Source organism: Pantoea sp. NGS-ED-1003 (assembly GCF_000738765.1).
In the GTDB taxonomy this organism is placed as follows: domain Bacteria; phylum Pseudomonadota; class Gammaproteobacteria; order Enterobacterales; family Enterobacteriaceae; genus Pantoea; species Pantoea septica.
Genome location: NZ_JPQA01000004.1, coordinates 401,319 through 418,785, shown reverse-complemented (window position 1 = coordinate 418,785; position 17,467 = coordinate 401,319). Strand labels below are relative to the sequence as shown.

At 57.8% G+C, this 17,467-nt stretch carries 16 protein-coding genes; 11 read left to right on the top strand and 5 right to left on the bottom strand.

Annotated elements, in window-relative coordinates; translation table 11 throughout:
- Positions 1-28: 28 nt before the first annotated feature.
- Positions 29-925, bottom strand: a complete 897-nt coding sequence (locus tag JS46_RS10515) for a TIGR01777 family oxidoreductase (protein ID WP_033750518.1) — start codon at positions 923-925, stop codon at positions 29-31.
- A gap of 172 nt (positions 926-1,097) precedes the next feature.
- Here JS46_RS10515 and yfcF point away from each other — a divergent pair, with 172 nt between their 5' ends.
- Positions 1,098-1,739: a glutathione transferase gene (gene yfcF, locus JS46_RS10510; protein WP_033750516.1), complete on the top strand. Its 642-nt coding sequence runs from the start codon at positions 1,098-1,100 to the stop codon at positions 1,737-1,739.
- Positions 1,740-1,852: 113 nt separating this feature from the next.
- Positions 1,853-2,371 carry an NUDIX hydrolase YfcD gene (gene yfcD / locus JS46_RS10505; protein ID WP_033750514.1) on the top strand — a complete coding sequence of 173 codons (519 nt, stop codon included), beginning with the start codon at positions 1,853-1,855 and terminating at the stop codon, positions 2,369-2,371.
- Positions 2,372-2,539: 168 nt separating this feature from the next.
- Here the strand turns inward: yfcD and pta are convergent, their stop codons facing one another.
- Both pta and ackA read right to left on the bottom strand, forming a co-directional pair.
- Positions 2,540-4,684: a phosphate acetyltransferase gene (gene pta / locus JS46_RS10500; protein ID WP_033750511.1), complete on the bottom strand. Its 2,145-nt coding sequence runs from the start codon at positions 4,682-4,684 to the stop codon at positions 2,540-2,542.
- 67 nt (positions 4,685-4,751) lie between these two features.
- Entirely contained in the window at positions 4,752-5,954 is a 1,203-nt protein-coding gene (gene ackA, locus JS46_RS10495; protein ID WP_033750509.1) for an acetate kinase, read from the bottom strand.
- A gap of 338 nt (positions 5,955-6,292) precedes the next feature.
- Between ackA and yfbV the strand changes: the two genes are divergently transcribed.
- The 3 genes from yfbV (at position 6,293) to JS46_RS10480 (ending at position 8,056) form a co-directional block, all read left to right on the top strand.
- Positions 6,293-6,745, top strand: coding sequence for a terminus macrodomain insulation protein YfbV (gene yfbV, locus JS46_RS10490; RefSeq protein ID WP_033750506.1), 453 nt, complete (start codon positions 6,293-6,295; stop codon positions 6,743-6,745).
- A gap of 144 nt (positions 6,746-6,889) precedes the next feature.
- A complete protein-coding gene (locus JS46_RS10485) occupies positions 6,890-7,384 on the top strand; it encodes a YfbU family protein (RefSeq protein ID WP_033750503.1) in 495 nt (164 codons plus the stop codon).
- A gap of 12 nt (positions 7,385-7,396) precedes the next feature.
- Complete coding sequence (locus JS46_RS10480; RefSeq protein WP_033750502.1) at positions 7,397-8,056, top strand: sugar phosphatase; 660 nt, start codon at positions 7,397-7,399, stop codon at positions 8,054-8,056.
- A 30-nt stretch (positions 8,057-8,086) separates the two neighbouring features.
- On the opposite strand, the gene yfbR is transcribed toward JS46_RS10480, so the two are convergent.
- Together yfbR and JS46_RS10470 are read right to left on the bottom strand one after the other, a co-directional pair.
- Positions 8,087-8,686 carry a 5'-deoxynucleotidase gene (gene yfbR, locus JS46_RS10475; protein ID WP_033750499.1) on the bottom strand — a complete coding sequence of 200 codons (600 nt, stop codon included), beginning with the start codon at positions 8,684-8,686 and terminating at the stop codon, positions 8,087-8,089.
- 68 nt (positions 8,687-8,754) lie between these two features.
- Positions 8,755-9,972, bottom strand: a complete 1,218-nt coding sequence (locus tag JS46_RS10470; protein ID WP_033750497.1) for a pyridoxal phosphate-dependent aminotransferase — start codon at positions 9,970-9,972, stop codon at positions 8,755-8,757.
- Between the two features lie 960 nt (positions 9,973-10,932).
- On the opposite strand from JS46_RS10470, the gene lrhA reads away from it, so the two are divergent.
- The 6 genes from lrhA (at position 10,933) to nuoF (ending at position 17,426) form a co-directional block, all read left to right on the top strand.
- The gene (gene lrhA, locus JS46_RS10465) at positions 10,933-11,856 is read left to right on the top strand and encodes a transcriptional regulator LrhA (RefSeq protein ID WP_033750492.1); all 924 of its coding nucleotides are present in this window, start codon (positions 10,933-10,935) and stop codon (positions 11,854-11,856) included.
- Between the two features lie 661 nt (positions 11,857-12,517).
- The gene (locus JS46_RS10460) at positions 12,518-12,955 is read left to right on the top strand and encodes an NADH-quinone oxidoreductase subunit A (protein WP_033750490.1); all 438 of its coding nucleotides are present in this window, start codon (positions 12,518-12,520) and stop codon (positions 12,953-12,955) included.
- 15 nt (positions 12,956-12,970) lie between these two features.
- Positions 12,971-13,648, top strand: a complete 678-nt coding sequence (locus JS46_RS10455) for an NADH-quinone oxidoreductase subunit B family protein (RefSeq protein WP_033750488.1) — start codon at positions 12,971-12,973, stop codon at positions 13,646-13,648.
- Between the two features lie 117 nt (positions 13,649-13,765).
- Positions 13,766-15,565: an NADH-quinone oxidoreductase subunit C/D gene (gene nuoC / locus JS46_RS10450; RefSeq protein WP_033750485.1), complete on the top strand. Its 1,800-nt coding sequence runs from the start codon at positions 13,766-13,768 to the stop codon at positions 15,563-15,565.
- Between the two features lie 2 nt (positions 15,566-15,567).
- Entirely contained in the window at positions 15,568-16,083 is a 516-nt protein-coding gene (gene nuoE / locus JS46_RS10445; protein WP_033750480.1) for an NADH-quinone oxidoreductase subunit NuoE, read from the top strand.
- A gap of 2 nt (positions 16,084-16,085) precedes the next feature.
- The gene (nuoF, locus tag JS46_RS10440; protein ID WP_187143684.1) at positions 16,086-17,426 is read left to right on the top strand and encodes an NADH-quinone oxidoreductase subunit NuoF; all 1,341 of its coding nucleotides are present in this window, start codon (positions 16,086-16,088) and stop codon (positions 17,424-17,426) included.
- Positions 17,427-17,467: the final 41 nt, after the last annotated feature.

Below are 17,467 nucleotides of genomic sequence, written 5' to 3'. Positions count from 1 at the left end.
CCTGCCGTTGCTTAAATGAAAGCGCGCGTTAGCCGGCGACATCCTGCAGCGCCTCCTGCAGATCGTACCAGCGAAAGCCGAAGCCGGAGGCCTCCAGCCGCTTCGGTAGCACATGCTGCCCGCCCAGCACCAGCACCGCCGATTCGCCCATTATCATTTTGATGGCGCTGGCGGGCGTGCGCATAAAGGCCGGGCGATGCATCACATGGCCGAGCGTGGCGGCGAACTGCTCGTTGCGCACCGCGTAGGGCGCCACCATATTGAACGGGCCGCTCAGATCGTCGCGATCCAGCAGCCAGAGAATGGCGTTGACCATATCGTCGATATGGATCCACGGCAGATACTGTTTGCCGCTGCCGATAGGACCGCCGACGCCGAGCTTGAACGGCAGCTTCATTTTGCTTAACGCGCCGCCTTCGCTGGCCAGCACCACCCCGGTGCGCAGCAGGCAGACGCGGGTGCGCTCGCTTTCGGCGCTCAGCGCCAGCTGCTCCCAGCGCGCGCAGAGGCTGTGGGTAAACTCCTCCTGACCCTGATCCTCTTCCGTCAGCACCAGCTCGCCGGTATCGCCGTAGTAGCCGGTTGCCGACCCGGAGATCAGCACGCGCGGCGGCACGTGGCTGGCGTTGATCAGCGAGGCGATGCGTTCGGTAATCTGCCAGCGGCTTTCGCACAGCCGCTGCTTCTGCTGTTCGGTCCAGCGCTTGTCGGCGATGGGTTCGCCGGCGAGGTTGATGACGGCGTCAATCCCGTCGAGGTTTTGCTGCTGCGCCAGGCCTGACCAGAGCGCGACGCGCGCGTCGAGCTTTTCGCGCGCGGCGGCGACATCGCGCGTGACGACGCTGACCTGATGCCCCAGCGTCAGCAGGCGAGGAATAAGATGGCGGCCGATCAGCCCGGTTCCGCCGGTCATAAGTATGTGCATCTCGCGTCTCCTTATCATTTTTCTGATACGCACTGTTTCAGCATAGAAGAAGCGCGGCCGCGCGCTGCCGGACTGCGTCGCGCTTTGAGAAGATCGGACCAGCCGGACATTGCTTTGCGCAAAGAAAGTCGGTAAATATCAGGCTACCCGGATAAGCCTGTTGAGGTAGCAGATGAATTACCCGTCCATCACCCTGTGGTCTGATTCACTGTTTTTTAGTCCTTACGCCATGTCGGTTTACGTCGCGCTGACGGAGAAGGGCATTCCCTTTTCACTGAAACGCGTCGATCTTTCGCAAAATCAGCAGTTCCATAGCGACTATCGCGCGCTATCGCTTACCTGCCGCGTGCCGACGCTGCAGATTGACGATTTCGTGCTGAGCGAATCTTCTGCTATCGCTGAGTATCTGGAAGAGCGTTTTCCTGCGCCTGAATTCGATCGTCTCTATCCGCGCGATCGCGAGAAGCGTGCGCGGGCGCGCGAAGTGCAGGCGTGGCTGCGCAGCGATTTTTTACCCATTCGTCAGGAGCGGCCGACGGAGGTGTTATTCGCCGGCGAGCGTTTCCCGCCGTTGAGCGCGGCGGCGGCGCAGGCGGCAGATAAGCTAATGGCGGCGAGTCTGCGCTTGCTGCCGGACAAGCAGCAGAATCTGTTCGGCGAGTGGTCCGTTGCCGATACGGATTTAGCGCTGATGCTGAATCGCCTGGCGCTGCACGGCGATGCGCTGCCGGATAAGCTCAGGGAATATGCTGAATTTCAGTGGCAGCGCGCCTCGGTACAGCTCTGGCTGGCGGAAAGCGGCAAACAACGATAGATTGCGCCGCTTGCTCAGGCGAGCGGAAGTGATTACCTTACAGCACACTATAACAACGACGTGGCAATCAGGCGCGTGTCGCACGGCACGCCAGAACAGAAAAGGGTTACCGGATGGTGGATCAAACCGCGGGCGACGCTATCGAGTGGGTCGATATCGTTAATGAAGAGAATGAAGTGATTGCACAGGCGACGCGTGCGCAGATGCGCGCGCAGCGTATGCGCCATCGCGCCACCTATATCGTGGTGCATGACGGCGCAGGCAAGATTCTGGTGCAGCGCCGCACCGAGACGAAAGACTTCATGCCCGGCATGCTGGACGCCACCGCGGGCGGCGTGGTGCAGAGCGGCGAAGATCTGCTGGAGTCGGCGCGCCGCGAAGCCGAGGAGGAGCTGGGCATTGCCGATGTGCCTTTCGCCGAGCACGGCAAGTTCTACTTCGAAGATGAGCATGTCCGCGTCTGGGGCGGATTGTTCAGCTGCGTCTATCACGGCCCGTTCGCTATGCAGGAAGAGGAGGTCGATGAGGTGTTCTGGATGACCCCCGATGAGATTACCGCGCGCTGCGACGAGTTCACCGATGATTCGCTCAAGGCGCTGTCGCTGTGGCTGACGCGTAACGGCGACGCTTAAAAATAGTTGGTTAAAAAAACGCCCGTCTGGGCGTTTTTTTATTTTTGCGGCCTGTGATGCTGGTGCTGTTCAGTCGCGGGCAACAGTCAGTTACGTAAAGTCGGCGTGAACACGTCCGTGTGGCCTCGGCCGCCGCTTCCCTGCGGCGAGGATGTGAACCCAGAAGGCTTAGCCTTCTGCCTGCTGCGACTGAATTGCGGTCAGGGCGATGGTGTAGACGATATCGTCGACCAGCGCGCCGCGCGACAGATCGTTAACCGGCTTGCGCATACCCTGCAGCATCGGACCGATAGAGATCAGATCCGCCGAGCGTTGCACCGCTTTGTAAGTGGTGTTGCCGGTGTTGAGATCCGGGAAGATAAACACCGTGGCGCGACCGGCGACCGCCGAGTTCGGCGCTTTGGATTTGGCCACATCTTCCATAATCGCCGCGTCATACTGCAGCGGACCGTCGATCACCAGATCCGGACGTTTCTCCTGCGCGATACGCGTCGCTTCGCGCACTTTTTCCACGTCGCTGCCCGCGCCGGAGGTGCCGGTCGAGTAGGAGATCATCGCCACGCGCGGTTCAATACCGAACGCATGGGCGGAGTCGGCAGACTGAATGGCGATTTCCGCCAGCTGTTCCGCGGTAGGGTCCGGGTTGATGGCGCAGTCGCCATACACCAGCACCTGCTCCGGCAGCAGCATAAAGAATACCGAGGAGACCAGCGAGCTGTTCGGCGCGGTTTTAATCAGCTGCAGCGGCGGACGAATGGTATTGGCGGTGGTGTGCACGGCGCCTGACACCAGGCCGTCCACTTCGCCGCTTTCCAGCATCATGGTGCCGAGCACCACGTTGTCTTCCAGCTGCTCCTGCGCCACCACTTCGGTCATGCCTTTGTTCTTACGCAGCTCGACCAGACGCGGCACATAGTTGTTGCGAACCACTTCGGGATCGACAATTTCGATGCCTTTGCCCAGTTCGACGCCCTGTGCGGCGGCAACGCGCTGGATCTCATCGGGATTGCCCAGCAGCACGCAGGTCGCGATGCCGCGCTCGGCGCAGATGGCGGCGGCTTTGACGGTGCGCGGCTCATCGCCTTCCGGCAGCACGATGCGTTTGCCCGCTTTGCGGGCCAGCTCGGTGAGCTGGTAGCGGAAGGCCGGCGGCGACAGGCGACGACTGCGCTCGGAGGTCGCGGTCAGCGATTCGATCCAGTCGGCGTTAATATAGCTGGCGACATACTCCTGCACTTTTTCCACGCGCTGAGTATCGTCGCTCGGCACTTCCAGGTTGAAGCTCTGCAGGCTGAGCGAGGTTTGCCAGGTGTTGGTTTTCACCATAAAGACCGGCAGGCCGGTCTGGAAGGCGCGCTCGCACAGCTTCGCGATGCGGTTGTCGATTTCGTAGCCGCCGGTCAGCAGGATGGCGCCGATCTCTACACCGTTCATCGCCGCCAGGCAGGCGGCCACCAGCACGTCAGGACGGTCTGCCGAGGTCACCAGCAGCGAGCCGGGACGGAAATGCTCCAGCATATGCGGCAGGCTGCGCGCGCAGAAGGTCACTGACTTAACGCGGCGCGTGGCGATTTCGCCTTCATTAATCACTTCGGCATGCAGGTGGCGGCACATATCGATGGCGCGCGTGGCGATCAGATCGAAGCTCCAGGGCACGCAGCCCAGTACCGGCAGCGGGCTGTCGGCGAACAGCTGTTTCGGATCGATATTGGCGACGCTCGCCTTGGTGGAGTCGTCGAAAATTTCCGACAGATCCGGGCGCGTGCGGCCCTGCTCATCCACCGGCGCGTTCAGCTTGTTGATGATGACGCCGGTAATGTTTTTGTTCTTGCTGCCGCCGAAGCTGCTTTGCGTCAGCTCGATGCGCTCTTTCAGCTGGGCGGGTGAATCGTTGCCCAGCGCCATAACAAACACGATCTCGGCGTTAAGCGTCTTGGCGATCTCATAGTTGAGCGCGTTGGCGAACTGATGCTTACGCGTCGGCACCAGGCCTTCAACCAGCACCACTTCCGCATCTTTGGTGTTTTCGTGGTAGCGCGCGATGATCTCTTCCATCAGCACGTCCTGCTGGTTAGCGCCCAGCAGCGACTCGACGCGCGACATCTTGAGCGGGTCGGCGGCAGGAATCGACGAGTTCTTGCGGATGATCATCGTGGTCTGGTCGGGTTTGTCGCCGCCAGCGCGCGGCTGCGCGATAGGTTTGAAGACGCTGAGACGAACGCCTTTACGCTCCATGGCACGAATAACGCCGAGGCTGACGCTGGTCAGGCCGACGCTGGTGCCGGTAGGAATAAGCATGATTGTACGCGACACGTTTGAACCTCGCTTTAGGTAGTGTCAAAAACAACACCGTCAGCCGAAGCTGACGGTGAAGGAAACATCAGGCGGTAAGACGCGCCGCATCCTGGGCGATCACCAGCTCTTCATTCGTGGGGATGACAATCGCCGGGCGGGTGCCTTCTTTATTGATAAAGCCGGATTTGCCGAAGCGCGCCGCCAGGTTGCGCTCATGATCGACCTCAAAGCCGAGCAGGCCCAGCTTTTTGAGCGACAGTTCGCGGACCATCGCCGCGTTTTCACCGATGCCGCCGGTAAAGATCACCGCATCCAGACGGCCTTCCATCATAGCGCTGTAGCTGCCGATGTATTTTGCCAGACGATGGCAGAAAACATCCATGGCGCGCTTCGCGTCCTCTTTGGTTTCGTAGTTGTCTTCGACGTAGCGACAGTCGCTGGTGACGTCGGTCAGGCCCAGCAGGCCGGACTCCTTGGTCAGCAGCTTATTGATGGCGTCGACGCTCATGCCCAGGGTATCGTGCAGATAGAAGACGATTGCCGGATCGATGTCGCCGCTGCGGGTGCCCATCACCAGACCTTCCAGCGGCGTCAGACCCATTGAGGTATCGACGCACTTGCCGTTACGCACCGCCGCCACCGAGGCGCCGTTGCCGAGGTGGCAGGTAATGATGTTGAGCTCGTCGACCGGTTTGTTCAGGATTTTTGCCGCTTCGTGCGTGACGTAGTAGTGGCTGGTGCCGTGCGCGCCGTAGCGGCGAACGCCATGCTCTTTATAAAGACGGTAAGGCAGGGCGTAGAGATAGGACTCTTCCGGCATAGTCTGATGGAAAGCGGTGTCGAAAACCGCCACATTCTTGTCGGAGAGGTGCGGGAAGTTTTTCATCGCCTCTTCGATGCCGATCAGATGCGCCGGGTTATGCAGCGGTGCGAAAGAGGCATTGTCTTTGATGCCCTGCACCACGGCGTCGGTAATAATGACCGATTCTGTCAGCTGCTCGCCGCCATGCACGATGCGATGGCCAATTGCAGCAATTTGTGCCGACAGCTCTGGTTTTTGTGCCAGAATAGTTTTAACAATGAAATTCAGGGCTTCGCTGTGTGCGGCGCCGGCGCCTAGAGGGGCTTCGTGTTTTTCTCCGTCCAGTTTCCACTTAATGCGCGCTTCCGGAAGATGGAAGCATTCAGCCAGGCCGGACAGGTATTCCTCTCCGCTGGCGGCATTCAGGATGGCGAACTTCAGTGAAGAGCTGCCGCAGTTCAGAACCAGTACTAACTTACTCGACATGGAAGTACCTATTTGTTAAAAGTGGCTAAAAAAAAGGCAATCAGACTATCAGCGTAGCCCATGAATGCGGGGAGCTTAATCATAACCCTGTTGCGGTAGTCAAAATGTTGCGTCTCCGCAAAAAAATTTCGGTAATTTTACGCAATTTTTTGAAATTTGCTTAGCGAAAGCTGGCCGCTACGTTTGTGATTTACGTTTTACCCGCTTCCAGTAGGTTATTGAGGCGGGGTCAGAATAGCGAGACTGCCCTTTAAAGACAAAAAATTTTGAAGGATGTCACGTAAAGTTGTGTAGATATAAAATAATTTTATTTTTTGCAGTTTTAGTTGAGGTCCGCCATGGCGAATGATTCTGGCAATACTGGCTGGTTCCGTATTTTTCAAAACGGTCAGCACTATATGAAGACCTGGCCGAATGACAAACGCCTCGCGCCGATCTTTCCTGAAAACCGCGTCTCGAGCGTAACCCGTTTCGCCATCCGCTTTATGCCGCCGCTGGCAGTGTTCACGCTGAGCTGGCAGATCGCGCTTGGCGGGCAGCTGGGCCCGGCAGTCGCGACCGCGCTCTTCGCCTGCAGTCTGCCGATGCAGGGGCTGTGGTGGCTGGGCAAACGCTCGGTGACACCGCTGCCGCCTACGCTGCTGCACTGGTTCCATGAAGTGCGCGCCCGCCTGGAAGAAGCGGGTCAGGCGATTGCGCCGGTCGAGGGCAAGCCGACCTATCAGGCGCTGGCCGACCTGTTAAAGCGGGCATTTAAGCAGCTGGATCGCACCTTCCTCGACGATCTTTGATCACCGCCTTTTTCCCGCAGAGAGAATTTGTCGCTCAACCGGGTCCAAATCAAAGAAAAGTGATGCGGGCATACCCGCATCACCCGCCTCATGCCACTATTTTCCGTCTAATACTTGAGCGGCCTGTCGGCCCAGGAGCCTACGATGGAAATGACCCACGCGCAGCGTCTGATTCTCTCTAACCAGTACAAAATGATGGCCATGCTGGAGCCGGACAACGCCGAGCGCTATCGCCGTTATCAGACCATTATCGAGCGCGGCTACGGGCTGCAGATGCGCGAGCTGGATAAAGAGTTCGGCGAACTGACGGAAGAGACCTGCCGCACCATTATCGACATTATGGAGATGCACCATGCGCTGCACGTCTCCTGGTCGAATCTTGGCGATAAATCCTCGTTGGACGAACGCCGTCTCGCTTTCCTCGGCTTTGATGCCGCCACGGAAGCACGCTATCTCGGCTACGTGCGCTTTATGGTCAATACCGAAGGGCGCTATACCCACTTTGATTCCGGCACGCACGGCTTCAATGCGCAGACGCCGATGTGGGAAAAGTATCGACGTATGCTGGCGGTGTGGCACACTTGTCCGCGTCAATATCATCTCAGCGCGACGGAAATCGCGCAGATTATTAACGCCTGACGGGAGCGTCTTGTGACCTATAGCGGTTTTTTGTTTGATCTGGATGGCACGCTGGTGGACTCGCTGCCAGCGGTAGAGCGTGCGTGGAGCAGCTGGGGCGCGCGGCACGGCATCGCGTCCGAGGAGATCCTGAGTTTTATTCACGGCAAGCAGGCGATCGCCTCGCTGCGCCATTTTATGGCGGGCCAGCCGGAAGCGGCGATTCAGGCGGAGTTTCGCGCGCTGGAGCAAAACGAAGCGCAGGACACCGACGGCGTGCGGGCGCTGCCGGGCGCGCACGCGCTGCTGACGCGCTTAAACGTGCTGCAGATCCCCTGGGCTATCGTGACCTCCGGCTCGGTTCCGGTGGCGCACGCGCGCCATAAGGCCGCCGGGCTGCCGCTGCCGTCGGTATTTATCACGGCCGAACAGGTGGAGAAGGGCAAGCCCGCGCCGGATCCCTATCTGCTGGGCGCGGAAAAACTGGGGCTGGCGGCGGAAAAGTGCGTGGTGGTCGAAGACGCACCTGCCGGCATTCTCTCTGGACTGGACGCCGGCTGCGCCGTGATCGCGATCAACCCGCCCGCCGATACGCCGCGCCTCGGCGAAACCCTGATGCAGCTTAATTCGCTGGCCTCGTTGCGGGTCACGCCGCATGCCGAAGGCGGCTTCTCTCTGCATCTGCAAAGCTGAGCGCAACCGGCGGCGCGAAACGCCGCCGGTTTACAGCGGGGAATCCTGCGAGATCTCATCCAGCGAGAGGCTAAAACTGGGAATAAACACCTCGACGAAATAGTCCATTTCCGGCGTGCGACGCTGCTGCAGCGTTTTCTCCAGACGCGCCTTGGCCAGCAGAAACTCGTTATTGCCGGCCGAGAGCTCCTCAAGGCACTTCAGGTAGGCGCAGAGCGCGTCCGCCTGCTTCACCACCGACTGCTCCTCTTCGCTGTGCTGGTGCTCGTCAAGCAGCGGACGGTACTCCTCCTGCAGCTCTTCCGGCAGCATCTCGATCAGCTTTTGCTGGGCGATCTTCTCAATCTTTTTATACTCATGGGCGATTTGCGCGTTGTAATACTTCACCGGCGTCGGCAGATCGCCAGTGAGCACTTCGCTGGCGTCGTGATAAAGCGCCAGCATCGCGATGCGATCGGCGTTAAGCGCGCCGCTGAATTTTTTGTTTTTGATCACGGCGAGCGCATGCGCCACCATCGCGACCTGCAGGCTGTGCTCCGACACGTTTTCGGTGCGCACGTTGCGCATCAGCGGCCAGCGGTTGATCAGTTTAAGGCGGGAGAGATGGGCGAAAAAGTGGCTTCGGGTCATGCGTTATCCTGTCAGCAACGGGGGAAGCGTCGCGCTTCCCCAAATGCTGTCAGTATACGCGGCGGGTTTTACTGGCGATAGCCTTGCAGGAAACGGTCGAACTTGCCGATCGCCATCTCCAGATCGTCGACGCGCGGCAGGGTAACGATACGCACATGGTCGGGCCATGGCCAGTTAAAGGCGGAGCCCTGCACCAGCAGCACCTTTTCCTGCAGCAGGAAGTCCAGCACCATTTTCTGGTCGTCGTGAATGTTGAACTTCTTCGCATCGATGCGCGGGAACATATAGAGCGCGCCGTTCGGCTTCACGCAGCTGACGCCGGGAATATCGTTAATCAGCTCCCAGGCGCGCTGGCGCTGCTCGTAGAGACGGCCGCCCGGCGCGATGAATTCGCTGATGCTCTGATAGCCGCCCAGCGCGGTCTGGATCGCATGCTGCGCCGGCACGTTGGCGCACAGGCGCATCGAGGCCAGCATCTCCAGCCCTTCGATATAGCCTTTCGCATGTTTCTTCGGCCCGTTAAGCACCATCCAGCCCTGACGAAAACCGGCTACGCGATAAGTTTTCGAGAGGCCGTTAAAGGTCACGGTCAGCAGATCGGGTGCCAGCGCGGCGATCGAATGGTGCTGCGAGGCGTCGTAAAGGATCTTGTCGTAGATTTCGTCGGCGAAAATGATCAGGTTATGCTGACGCGCGATCTCGACGATCTCCAGCAGCAGCTCCTTGCTGTAGACCGCGCCGGTGGGATTGTTCGGGTTAATAATCACGATGCCGCGGGTGCGCGGCGTGATTTTGCTGCGAATATCGTCGAGATCCGGGAACCAGTCGGACGATTCGTCGCACAGATAGTGTACCGCTTTGCCGCTGGAGAGCGACACCGCCGCCGTCCAGAGCGGATAGTCGGGCGCGGGCACCAGCATCTCGTCGCCGCTGTTCAGCAGCGCCTGCATCGCCTGCACAATCAGTTCGGAAACGCCGTTGCCGATGTAGATGTCTTCGACCGTGACATCACGGATATCGCGCGCCTGGTAGTGCTGCATAATGGCTTTACGCGCCGAGTAGAGCCCTTTTGAATCGCAGTAACCCTGCGCGCTCGGCAGGTTGCGAATAACATCGACCAAAATTTCATCCGGCGCTTCGAAACCGAAAGGCGCGGGGTTGCCGATATTGAGCTTAAGAACTTTGTTACCTTCTTCTTCGAGACGTTTAGCCTCTTTAAGTACCGGCCCGCGAATGTCGTAACAGACGTTTTCCAGCTTGCCGGATTTATCAATTTGAAAAGTCATTTTTAATCGCCTTTATGGGCAGAATCCTTTTACTGCCGCAGAAATCAAACCAGCACAATGTACTCTCCTCAATGCGACAAAAGAAGGGCGGCGGCAGGTTTTGGCGTCTTTGCCATCTTTTTGCGGCAGCCATGGGGTAAAGCATAATTTCTTTGCAATTAACTGGTTACAAAAACTGATTTTTAGTTAATGAACGATATTTTTCTCTGGCCCGTGCGATTTTGACTGTAAACAGCGCTGTCCGACGCGCAGAGAAGCAATGGCGAAGTTTCCGGCTAAAATATGAGCGCTGAGGCAATTAGATGAACAGGGAAATAGTTAAGCTATTTTATATGAATGTTCATAAAACCCCCCGGCTTGTTAGCAGGATAAGCCAACCGGGAGGCGATCGCGCCCGTCAGGTCGCCTTAACGCCTGTAAATAGCCGGAAAAGTTCCCTGCGCGAAAGGGCCAATCCATACCTGATAAAAGGTATTTAAGGCGTATCTTCGCACTTTATCTCGACTTTCAGAAACAGGGCGGTTAAAAATTGTGCAGCGGTGTGCCAGGATGGGCCTGAAATGCGATCTGGTCAAAAATTACGATGCTTTTCACAAAATCATTTCCATTTTGAAGTTAAAAATGATTAAGTATAATTTATTATTTGTCGCATTTAGCTGCTACGCAATTCATAATCCCGTAGCTGGCTTTTTCCGTCCGCTTTAGGTACGGAACCCTAGACACCAACGCAGCTTCCTGCAATTGCGCTCCCGCGCTGTCGGTCCAGAAGTTGTTTCTGTCTACTCAACGCTGCTTTCCCGCTTTTTCGGGATGCGCGTTTGTCGGTATACGCCTGACACGAATTTCTTTGACGGTCTCACACAGGACCGGCAATGAGCATCATTACCACTTATCTCTTTGATAAGTAGCGTAATAACACCAGGGTAGTAGTTTTTTAAAAATCTTATAAGTGAAGAAAACATGACTAATGCAAATCGTCCGATACTGAATCTCGACCTCGATCTGCTGAGAACGTTTGTTGCCGTTGCTGACCTGAACACGTTTGCGGCGGCGGCTGCCGCTGTATGCCGAACCCAGTCGGCCGTCAGCCAGCAGATGCAGCGTCTGGAGCAATTGGTAGGTAAAGAGCTGTTTGCCAGACATGGACGTAATAAATTATTAACTGAGCACGGTATTCAGCTTTTAGGCTACGCCAGGAAAATCTTGCGTTTCAACGACGAGGCCTGCACATCGCTGATGTACAGCAACATCCAGGGCGTGCTGACCATCGGCGCTTCAGATGATACCTCCGACACCATCCTGCCGTTCCTGCTTAACCGCGTGACATCGGTCTATCCGAAGCTGGCGATCGACGTCCGCGTAAAACGCAATCCCTTTATGATGGAGATGCTGAACCAGGGCGAGGTCGATCTGGTTGTGACCACCTCAAGCCCCGGCAGCTTTACCCATCAGGTGCTGCGTACGTCGCCGACGCTGTGGTACTGCGCGGCGGATTATATCTTTCAGCGCGGCGAAGCGATTCCTCTGGTGCTGCTGGACGAACCGAGTCCGTACCGCGATATGGCGATCGATCACCTTAACGAAGCGGGCATTCCGTGGCGTATCTCCTACGTCGCCTCTACGCTGGCTGCGGTACGCGCCGCGGTCAAAGCGGGCCTTGGCGTGACGGCACGTCCGGTGGAGATGATGAGTCCGGAACTGCGCGTCATGGGCGCGGCGGAAGGGCTGCCAGTGCTGCCGGATACGCAGTACCTGCTGTGCCGTAATGCTGACAGCGATAACGAACTGGCGCTGGCGATCTTCAACGCCATGCAGTCCACCAACGATCCCTACAATCTGAGCGCCAACCCAGATGGGACGCTGTTGCTGGATGATGAAGAGTAACCGGCAGAGACGATTGCCCGTTCCTGTTTGTTCCGCCTGCCAGTTGTTAAAACTGTAATAAAAAAGCCCTTCGTTATGCTTTTGCATCGAAGGGCTTTTTTTATCCGCCTAAAAGGCCGTTGTCTCGCCATGTCCGCCCTCAAGCGCTTTTCCTGCATTAACAAACTAAAACGCCATTTCGATCAGGGTAAAGATGAAATTCTTTGTCTGAAGATGTGAAAACTCTGTTCCGTATTTGAGCGACATTTGCTGAAAAAAAGGACAAAAAGGCCAGTTTTGTGTCCTGGATCAAAAAAATACCCCTGACAAGGGGAAGGAAAAAGCGCTAAAGCCTGCCAGAATACGTTGGATAAATGCACGATCCATGCATTTGAATTCACGCTACATTCTAAAAGACCATACAGACTGAAGCGATTTAGCTGGCAACGCGCGCATCATATGTTAAAATTTTGATGCGCGTGTAAAATAATGTTTGGATACTTTTGTCAAAGTTGACAAAAGGTTATAGAAAGGAGTAAAAGACCCCATAAAATTGCTGCCTAATTGATAATGACAGCATAATTTATAAGGTTTTTTTCCTTCCCTTGAATCGATGTGGTGCGTTTGCTGCAAGTGACCCGCGCAGGATGCCATCGCCACTTTTGATGAGTAAGCAAAGAGTATGTCAACAGCCACCGAAGTCGTCGCTCATCACTGGGCGTTTATCATATTTGTCATTATCGCTTTCGGCCTTTGCGCCTTTATGCTTACCGGAGGATGGCTCTTAGGCGGCCGCGCCCGCGCGCGTCATAAAGAGACGCCGTTCGAATCCGGTATCGAATCTGTGGGCGACACCCATATCCGCCTCTCGGCGAAGTTCTACCTCGTCGCGATGTTCTTCGTCATCTTCGACGTAGAAGCGCTCTTTTTATACGCATGGGCGACCTCAATCCGCGAAAGCGGCTGGGTCGGCTTTGTCGAAGCCGCAATTTTCATTTTGGTGCTCCTGGCGGGGCTGGTCTATCTGGTGCGTATCGGCGCGCTGGACTGGGCGCCTGCACGTCGTCGCGTGGTGGTCAAATCCAGCCCGATCGGTCACACCAACCCTCATAAGCAGTAAAAGCGAGGCAATCTGATGGACTATACGCTCACCCGCATAGACCCCAACGGTGGTGAGAACGACCGTTATCCTCTGCAAAAACAGGAGATCGTTGCCGATCCCCTTGAGCAGCACGTTCATCGCAGCGTCTACATGGGCAAGCTCGAGCATGCCCTGCATGACATGGTGAACTGGGGCCGTAAGAACTCTCTGTGGCCCTATAACTTTGGTTTGTCCTGCTGCTACGTAGAGATGACCACCTCCTTTACCGCCGTGCACGACGTCGCGCGTTTCGGCGCGGAAGTGATGCGCGCCTCGCCGCGTCAGGCGGACTTTATGGTGATCGCCGGTACGCCTTTCACCAAAATGGCGCCGGTAATTCAGCGTCTCTATGACCAGATGCTGGAGCCGAAGTGGGTGATCTCGATGGGCGCCTGCGCTAACTCCGGCGGCATGTACGACATCTACTCTGTGGTGCAGGGCGTCGATAAGTTTTTGCCGGTTGACGTCTACATTCCCGGCTGCCCGCCGCGCCCGGAAGCCTATATGCAGGCGCTGCTGCTGCTGCGCGAGTCGATCGGCAAAGAGCGTCGCCCGCTGTCGTGGGTCGTCGGCGATCAGGGCGTTTATCGCGCCAATATGCAGTCGGAACGTGAGAGAAAACGCGGCGAGCGCATCGCTGTTACCAATCTTCGCACGCCTGACGAAGTGTAAGAACACCGTACATGGATGGATTCCACACCCGCGGCAAAACATCACAATTTAATGCGCGGCCCCATCCTGACGCCTTCTTTTGAGTGCCTGGCGACAGGCCGGAATGGTGAGTAACGTATGACAGATTTAACCACGCACGATCTCGCTCAGCCTGCATGGCAAACCCGGGATCACCTGGATGACCCGGTGATCGGCGAGCTGCGTAACCGTTTTGGGCCGGATGCCTTTACCGTTCAGCCAACCCGCACGGGCATTCCCGTGGTCTGGGTGAAGCGCGAGCAGCTGCTGGAGATCGTGACCTTCCTGCGCAAGCTGCCTAAGCCGTACATCATGCTCTATGACCTGCATGGCATGGATGAACGTTTGCGTACCCACCGCGCCGGTCTGCCCGCCGCGGATTTTTCCGTTTTCTATCATTTTCTGTCGATCGAGCGTAACCGCGACATCATGCTCAAGGTGGCGCTGTCGGAGAACGACCTTCATCTGCCGACGCTGACGAAAATCTTCCCGAACGCCAACTGGTACGAGCGCGAAACCTGGGAGATGTTCGGCGTCACTTTTGATGGCCACCCGCACCTGACGCGCATCATGATGCCGCAGACCTGGGAAGGTCATCCGCTGCGTAAAGACTACCCGGCGCGCGCCACCGAGTTCGATCCCTTCACGCTGACCAAACAAAAAGAAGATCTGGAGATGGAGGCGCTGACCTTCAAGCCGGAAGAGTGGGGCATGAAGCGCAGCACCACCAGCGAGGACTTTATGTTCCTCAACCTGGGACCGAACCACCCGTCGGCGCACGGTGCCTTCCGCATCATCCTGCAGCTGGACGGCGAAGAGATCGTTGACTGCGTGCCGGATATCGGCTACCACCATCGCGGCGCGGAGAAGATGGGCGAGCGCCAGTCATGGCACAGCTACATCCCCTATACCGACCGCGTCGAGTATCTTGGCGGCTGCGTCAATGAAATGCCTTACGTACTGGCGGTAGAAAAGCTGGCAGGCATCGTGGTGCCAGATCGCGTCAACGTCATTCGCGTAATGCTTTCCGAGCTGTTCCGCATCAACAGCCATCTGCTCTATATCTCGACCTTTATTCAGGACGTTGGCGCGATGACGCCGGTGTTCTTCGCCTTTACCGATCGCCAGAAGATCTATGACGTGGTCGAAGCCATTACCGGCTTCCGCATGCACCCGGCCTGGTTCCGCATCGGTGGCGTGGCGCACGATCTGCCGAAGGGCTGGGAGCGCCTGCTGCGCGACTTCCTCGACTGGATGCCGAAGCGCCTGAAAGAGTATGACAAGGCAGCGCTGCGCAACAGCGTGCTGGTCGGCCGTTCCAAAGGCGTCGCCGCCTACAATATGGATGAGGCGCTGGCATGGGGCACTACCGGCGCCGCGCTGCGCGCCACCGGTCTCGATTTCGACGTGCGCAAATGGCGTCCCTACTCAGGCTACGAAAACTTCGACTTCGAGATCCCGGTCGGCGCGGGCATCAGCGACGCCTACACGCGCGTACAACTGAAGATGGAAGAGATGTGGCAGTCGCTGCGTATTCTCGAGCAGTGCCTGAACAATATGCCAGAGGGTCCGTTTAAAGCCGATCATCCGCTGACCACGCCGCCGCCGAAAGAGCGTACGCTGCAGCATATCGAAACGCTGATCACGCACTTCCTGCAGGTTTCATGGGGCCCGGTAATGCCAGCCAACGAATCATTCCAGATGATCGAGGCGACCAAAGGAATCAACAGCTACTACCTGACCAGCGACGGCAGCACCATGAGCTACCGCACCCGCGTGCGTACGCCGAGCTTCCCGCACCTGCAGCAGATCCCGTCGGTGATCCGCGGCAGCCTGGTATCCGACCTGATCGTTTACCTCGGTAGTATCGATTTTGTTATGTCAGACGTGGACCGCTAATTATGCACGATCAAAAAATTGCCATTCATACGATCGACCCGAACGAGGTCTTCGTGCTGAGCGCGGAAGAGCATCACGCCATCGAGCACGAGAAACACCACTATGAAGATGCGCGCGCGGCGTCGATTGAAGCGCTGAAGATCGTGCAGAAGCAGCGCGGCTGGGTGCCGGACGGCGCCATTAACGCCATCGCCGAGGTGCTGGGCATTCCGGCCAGCGACGTCGAAGGCGTCGCCACGTTCTACAGCCAGATTTTCCGCCAGCCTGTCGGTCGTCACGTTATCCGCTATTGCGACAGCGTAGTGTGTCACATCACCGGTTACCAGGGCATTCAGGCGGCGCTGGAGCAGAATCTGAACATCAAGCCCGGCCAGACCACGGCGGACGGCCGCTTTACGCTGCTGCCGACCTGCTGCCTGGGCAACTGCGACAAAGGCCCGACCATGATGGTGGATGAAGATACGCACGTTCATCTGACGCCGGAAGGCATCGCCTCGCTATTGGAGCAGTATCAATGACCATCAAACAGATCATTCGTACTGCGGAAACGCACCCGCTGACCTGGCGCATGCGCGATGACAAGCAGCCGGTCTGGTTCGAAGAATACCGCAGCAAAAACGGCTATGCCGGCGCGGAAAAGGCGCTGAACGGCATGGCGCCGGACGAAATTGTCGCGGCAGTGAAAGATTCCGGCCTGAAAGGGCGCGGCGGCGCAGGCTTCTCCACGGGTCTGAAGTGGAGCCTGATGCCGAAAGATGAATCCATGAACATCCGTTACCTGCTGTGTAACGCCGATGAGATGGAGCCGGGCACCTATAAAGACCGCCTCCTGATGGAGCAGATGCCGCACCAGCTGGTGGAAGGCATGCTGATCAGCGCCTTCGCCCTGAAGGCCTATCGCGGCTATATCTTCCTGCGCGGCGAATATATCGAGGCGGCGGTAAATCTGCGTCGTGCTATCGCCGAAGCGACCGAAGCGGGCTTTCTCGGCAAGAACATTCTCGGCACCGGCTTCGATTTCGAGCTGATCGTGCACACTGGCGCGGGCCGCTACATCTGCGGCGAAGAGACGGCGCTGATCAACTCGCTGGAAGGGCGTCGCGCTAACCCGCGCTCCAAGCCGCCATTCCCGGCAAGCGCGGGCGCGTGGGGCAAGCCGACCTGCGTCAATAACGTGGAAACGCTCTCTAACGTGCCGGCGATCCTCGCCAACGGCGTCGAGTGGTACAAAGGCCTGTCGAAAAGCGAAGATGCCGGCACCAAGATGATGGGCTTTTCCGGCCGCGTGAAAAATCCAGGCGTGTGGGAACTGCCGTTCGGCATTACCGCGCGCGAGATTCTGGAAGATTACGCCGGCGGCATGCGCGACGGCCTGCGCTTCAAAGCCTGGCAGCCAGGCGGCGCGGGCACCGACTTCCTCACCGAGCAGCACCTCGATCTGCCGATGGAGTTCGCCAGCATCGGTAAAGCGGGCAGTCGTCTCGGCACGGCGCTGGCGATGGCGGTCGACCACGAGATCAATATGGTGTCGCTGGTGCGCAACCTGGAAGAGTTCTTCGCGCGCGAATCCTGCGGCTGGTGTACGCCGTGCCGCGACGGCCTGCCGTGGAGCGTGAAGATCCTGCGCGCGCTGGAGCAGGGCAAAGGTCAGCCGGGCGATATCGAAACCCTGCTACAGCTTTGCCGCCAGCTCGGTCCGGGCAAAACCTTTTGCGCCCACGCGCCTGGCGCGGTGGAACCGCTGCAGAGCGCGATTAAATATTTCCGTGAAGAGTTTGAAGCCGGCATGGCGCCGCAGGTCTTCGGCAATACGCGCGCGATTGGCGGTATTCAGCCTAACCTGCTGAAAGCACGCTGGTAATTCGCCGCAGCACACGGAACCGGCTCTGCGCCGCAGCCCCA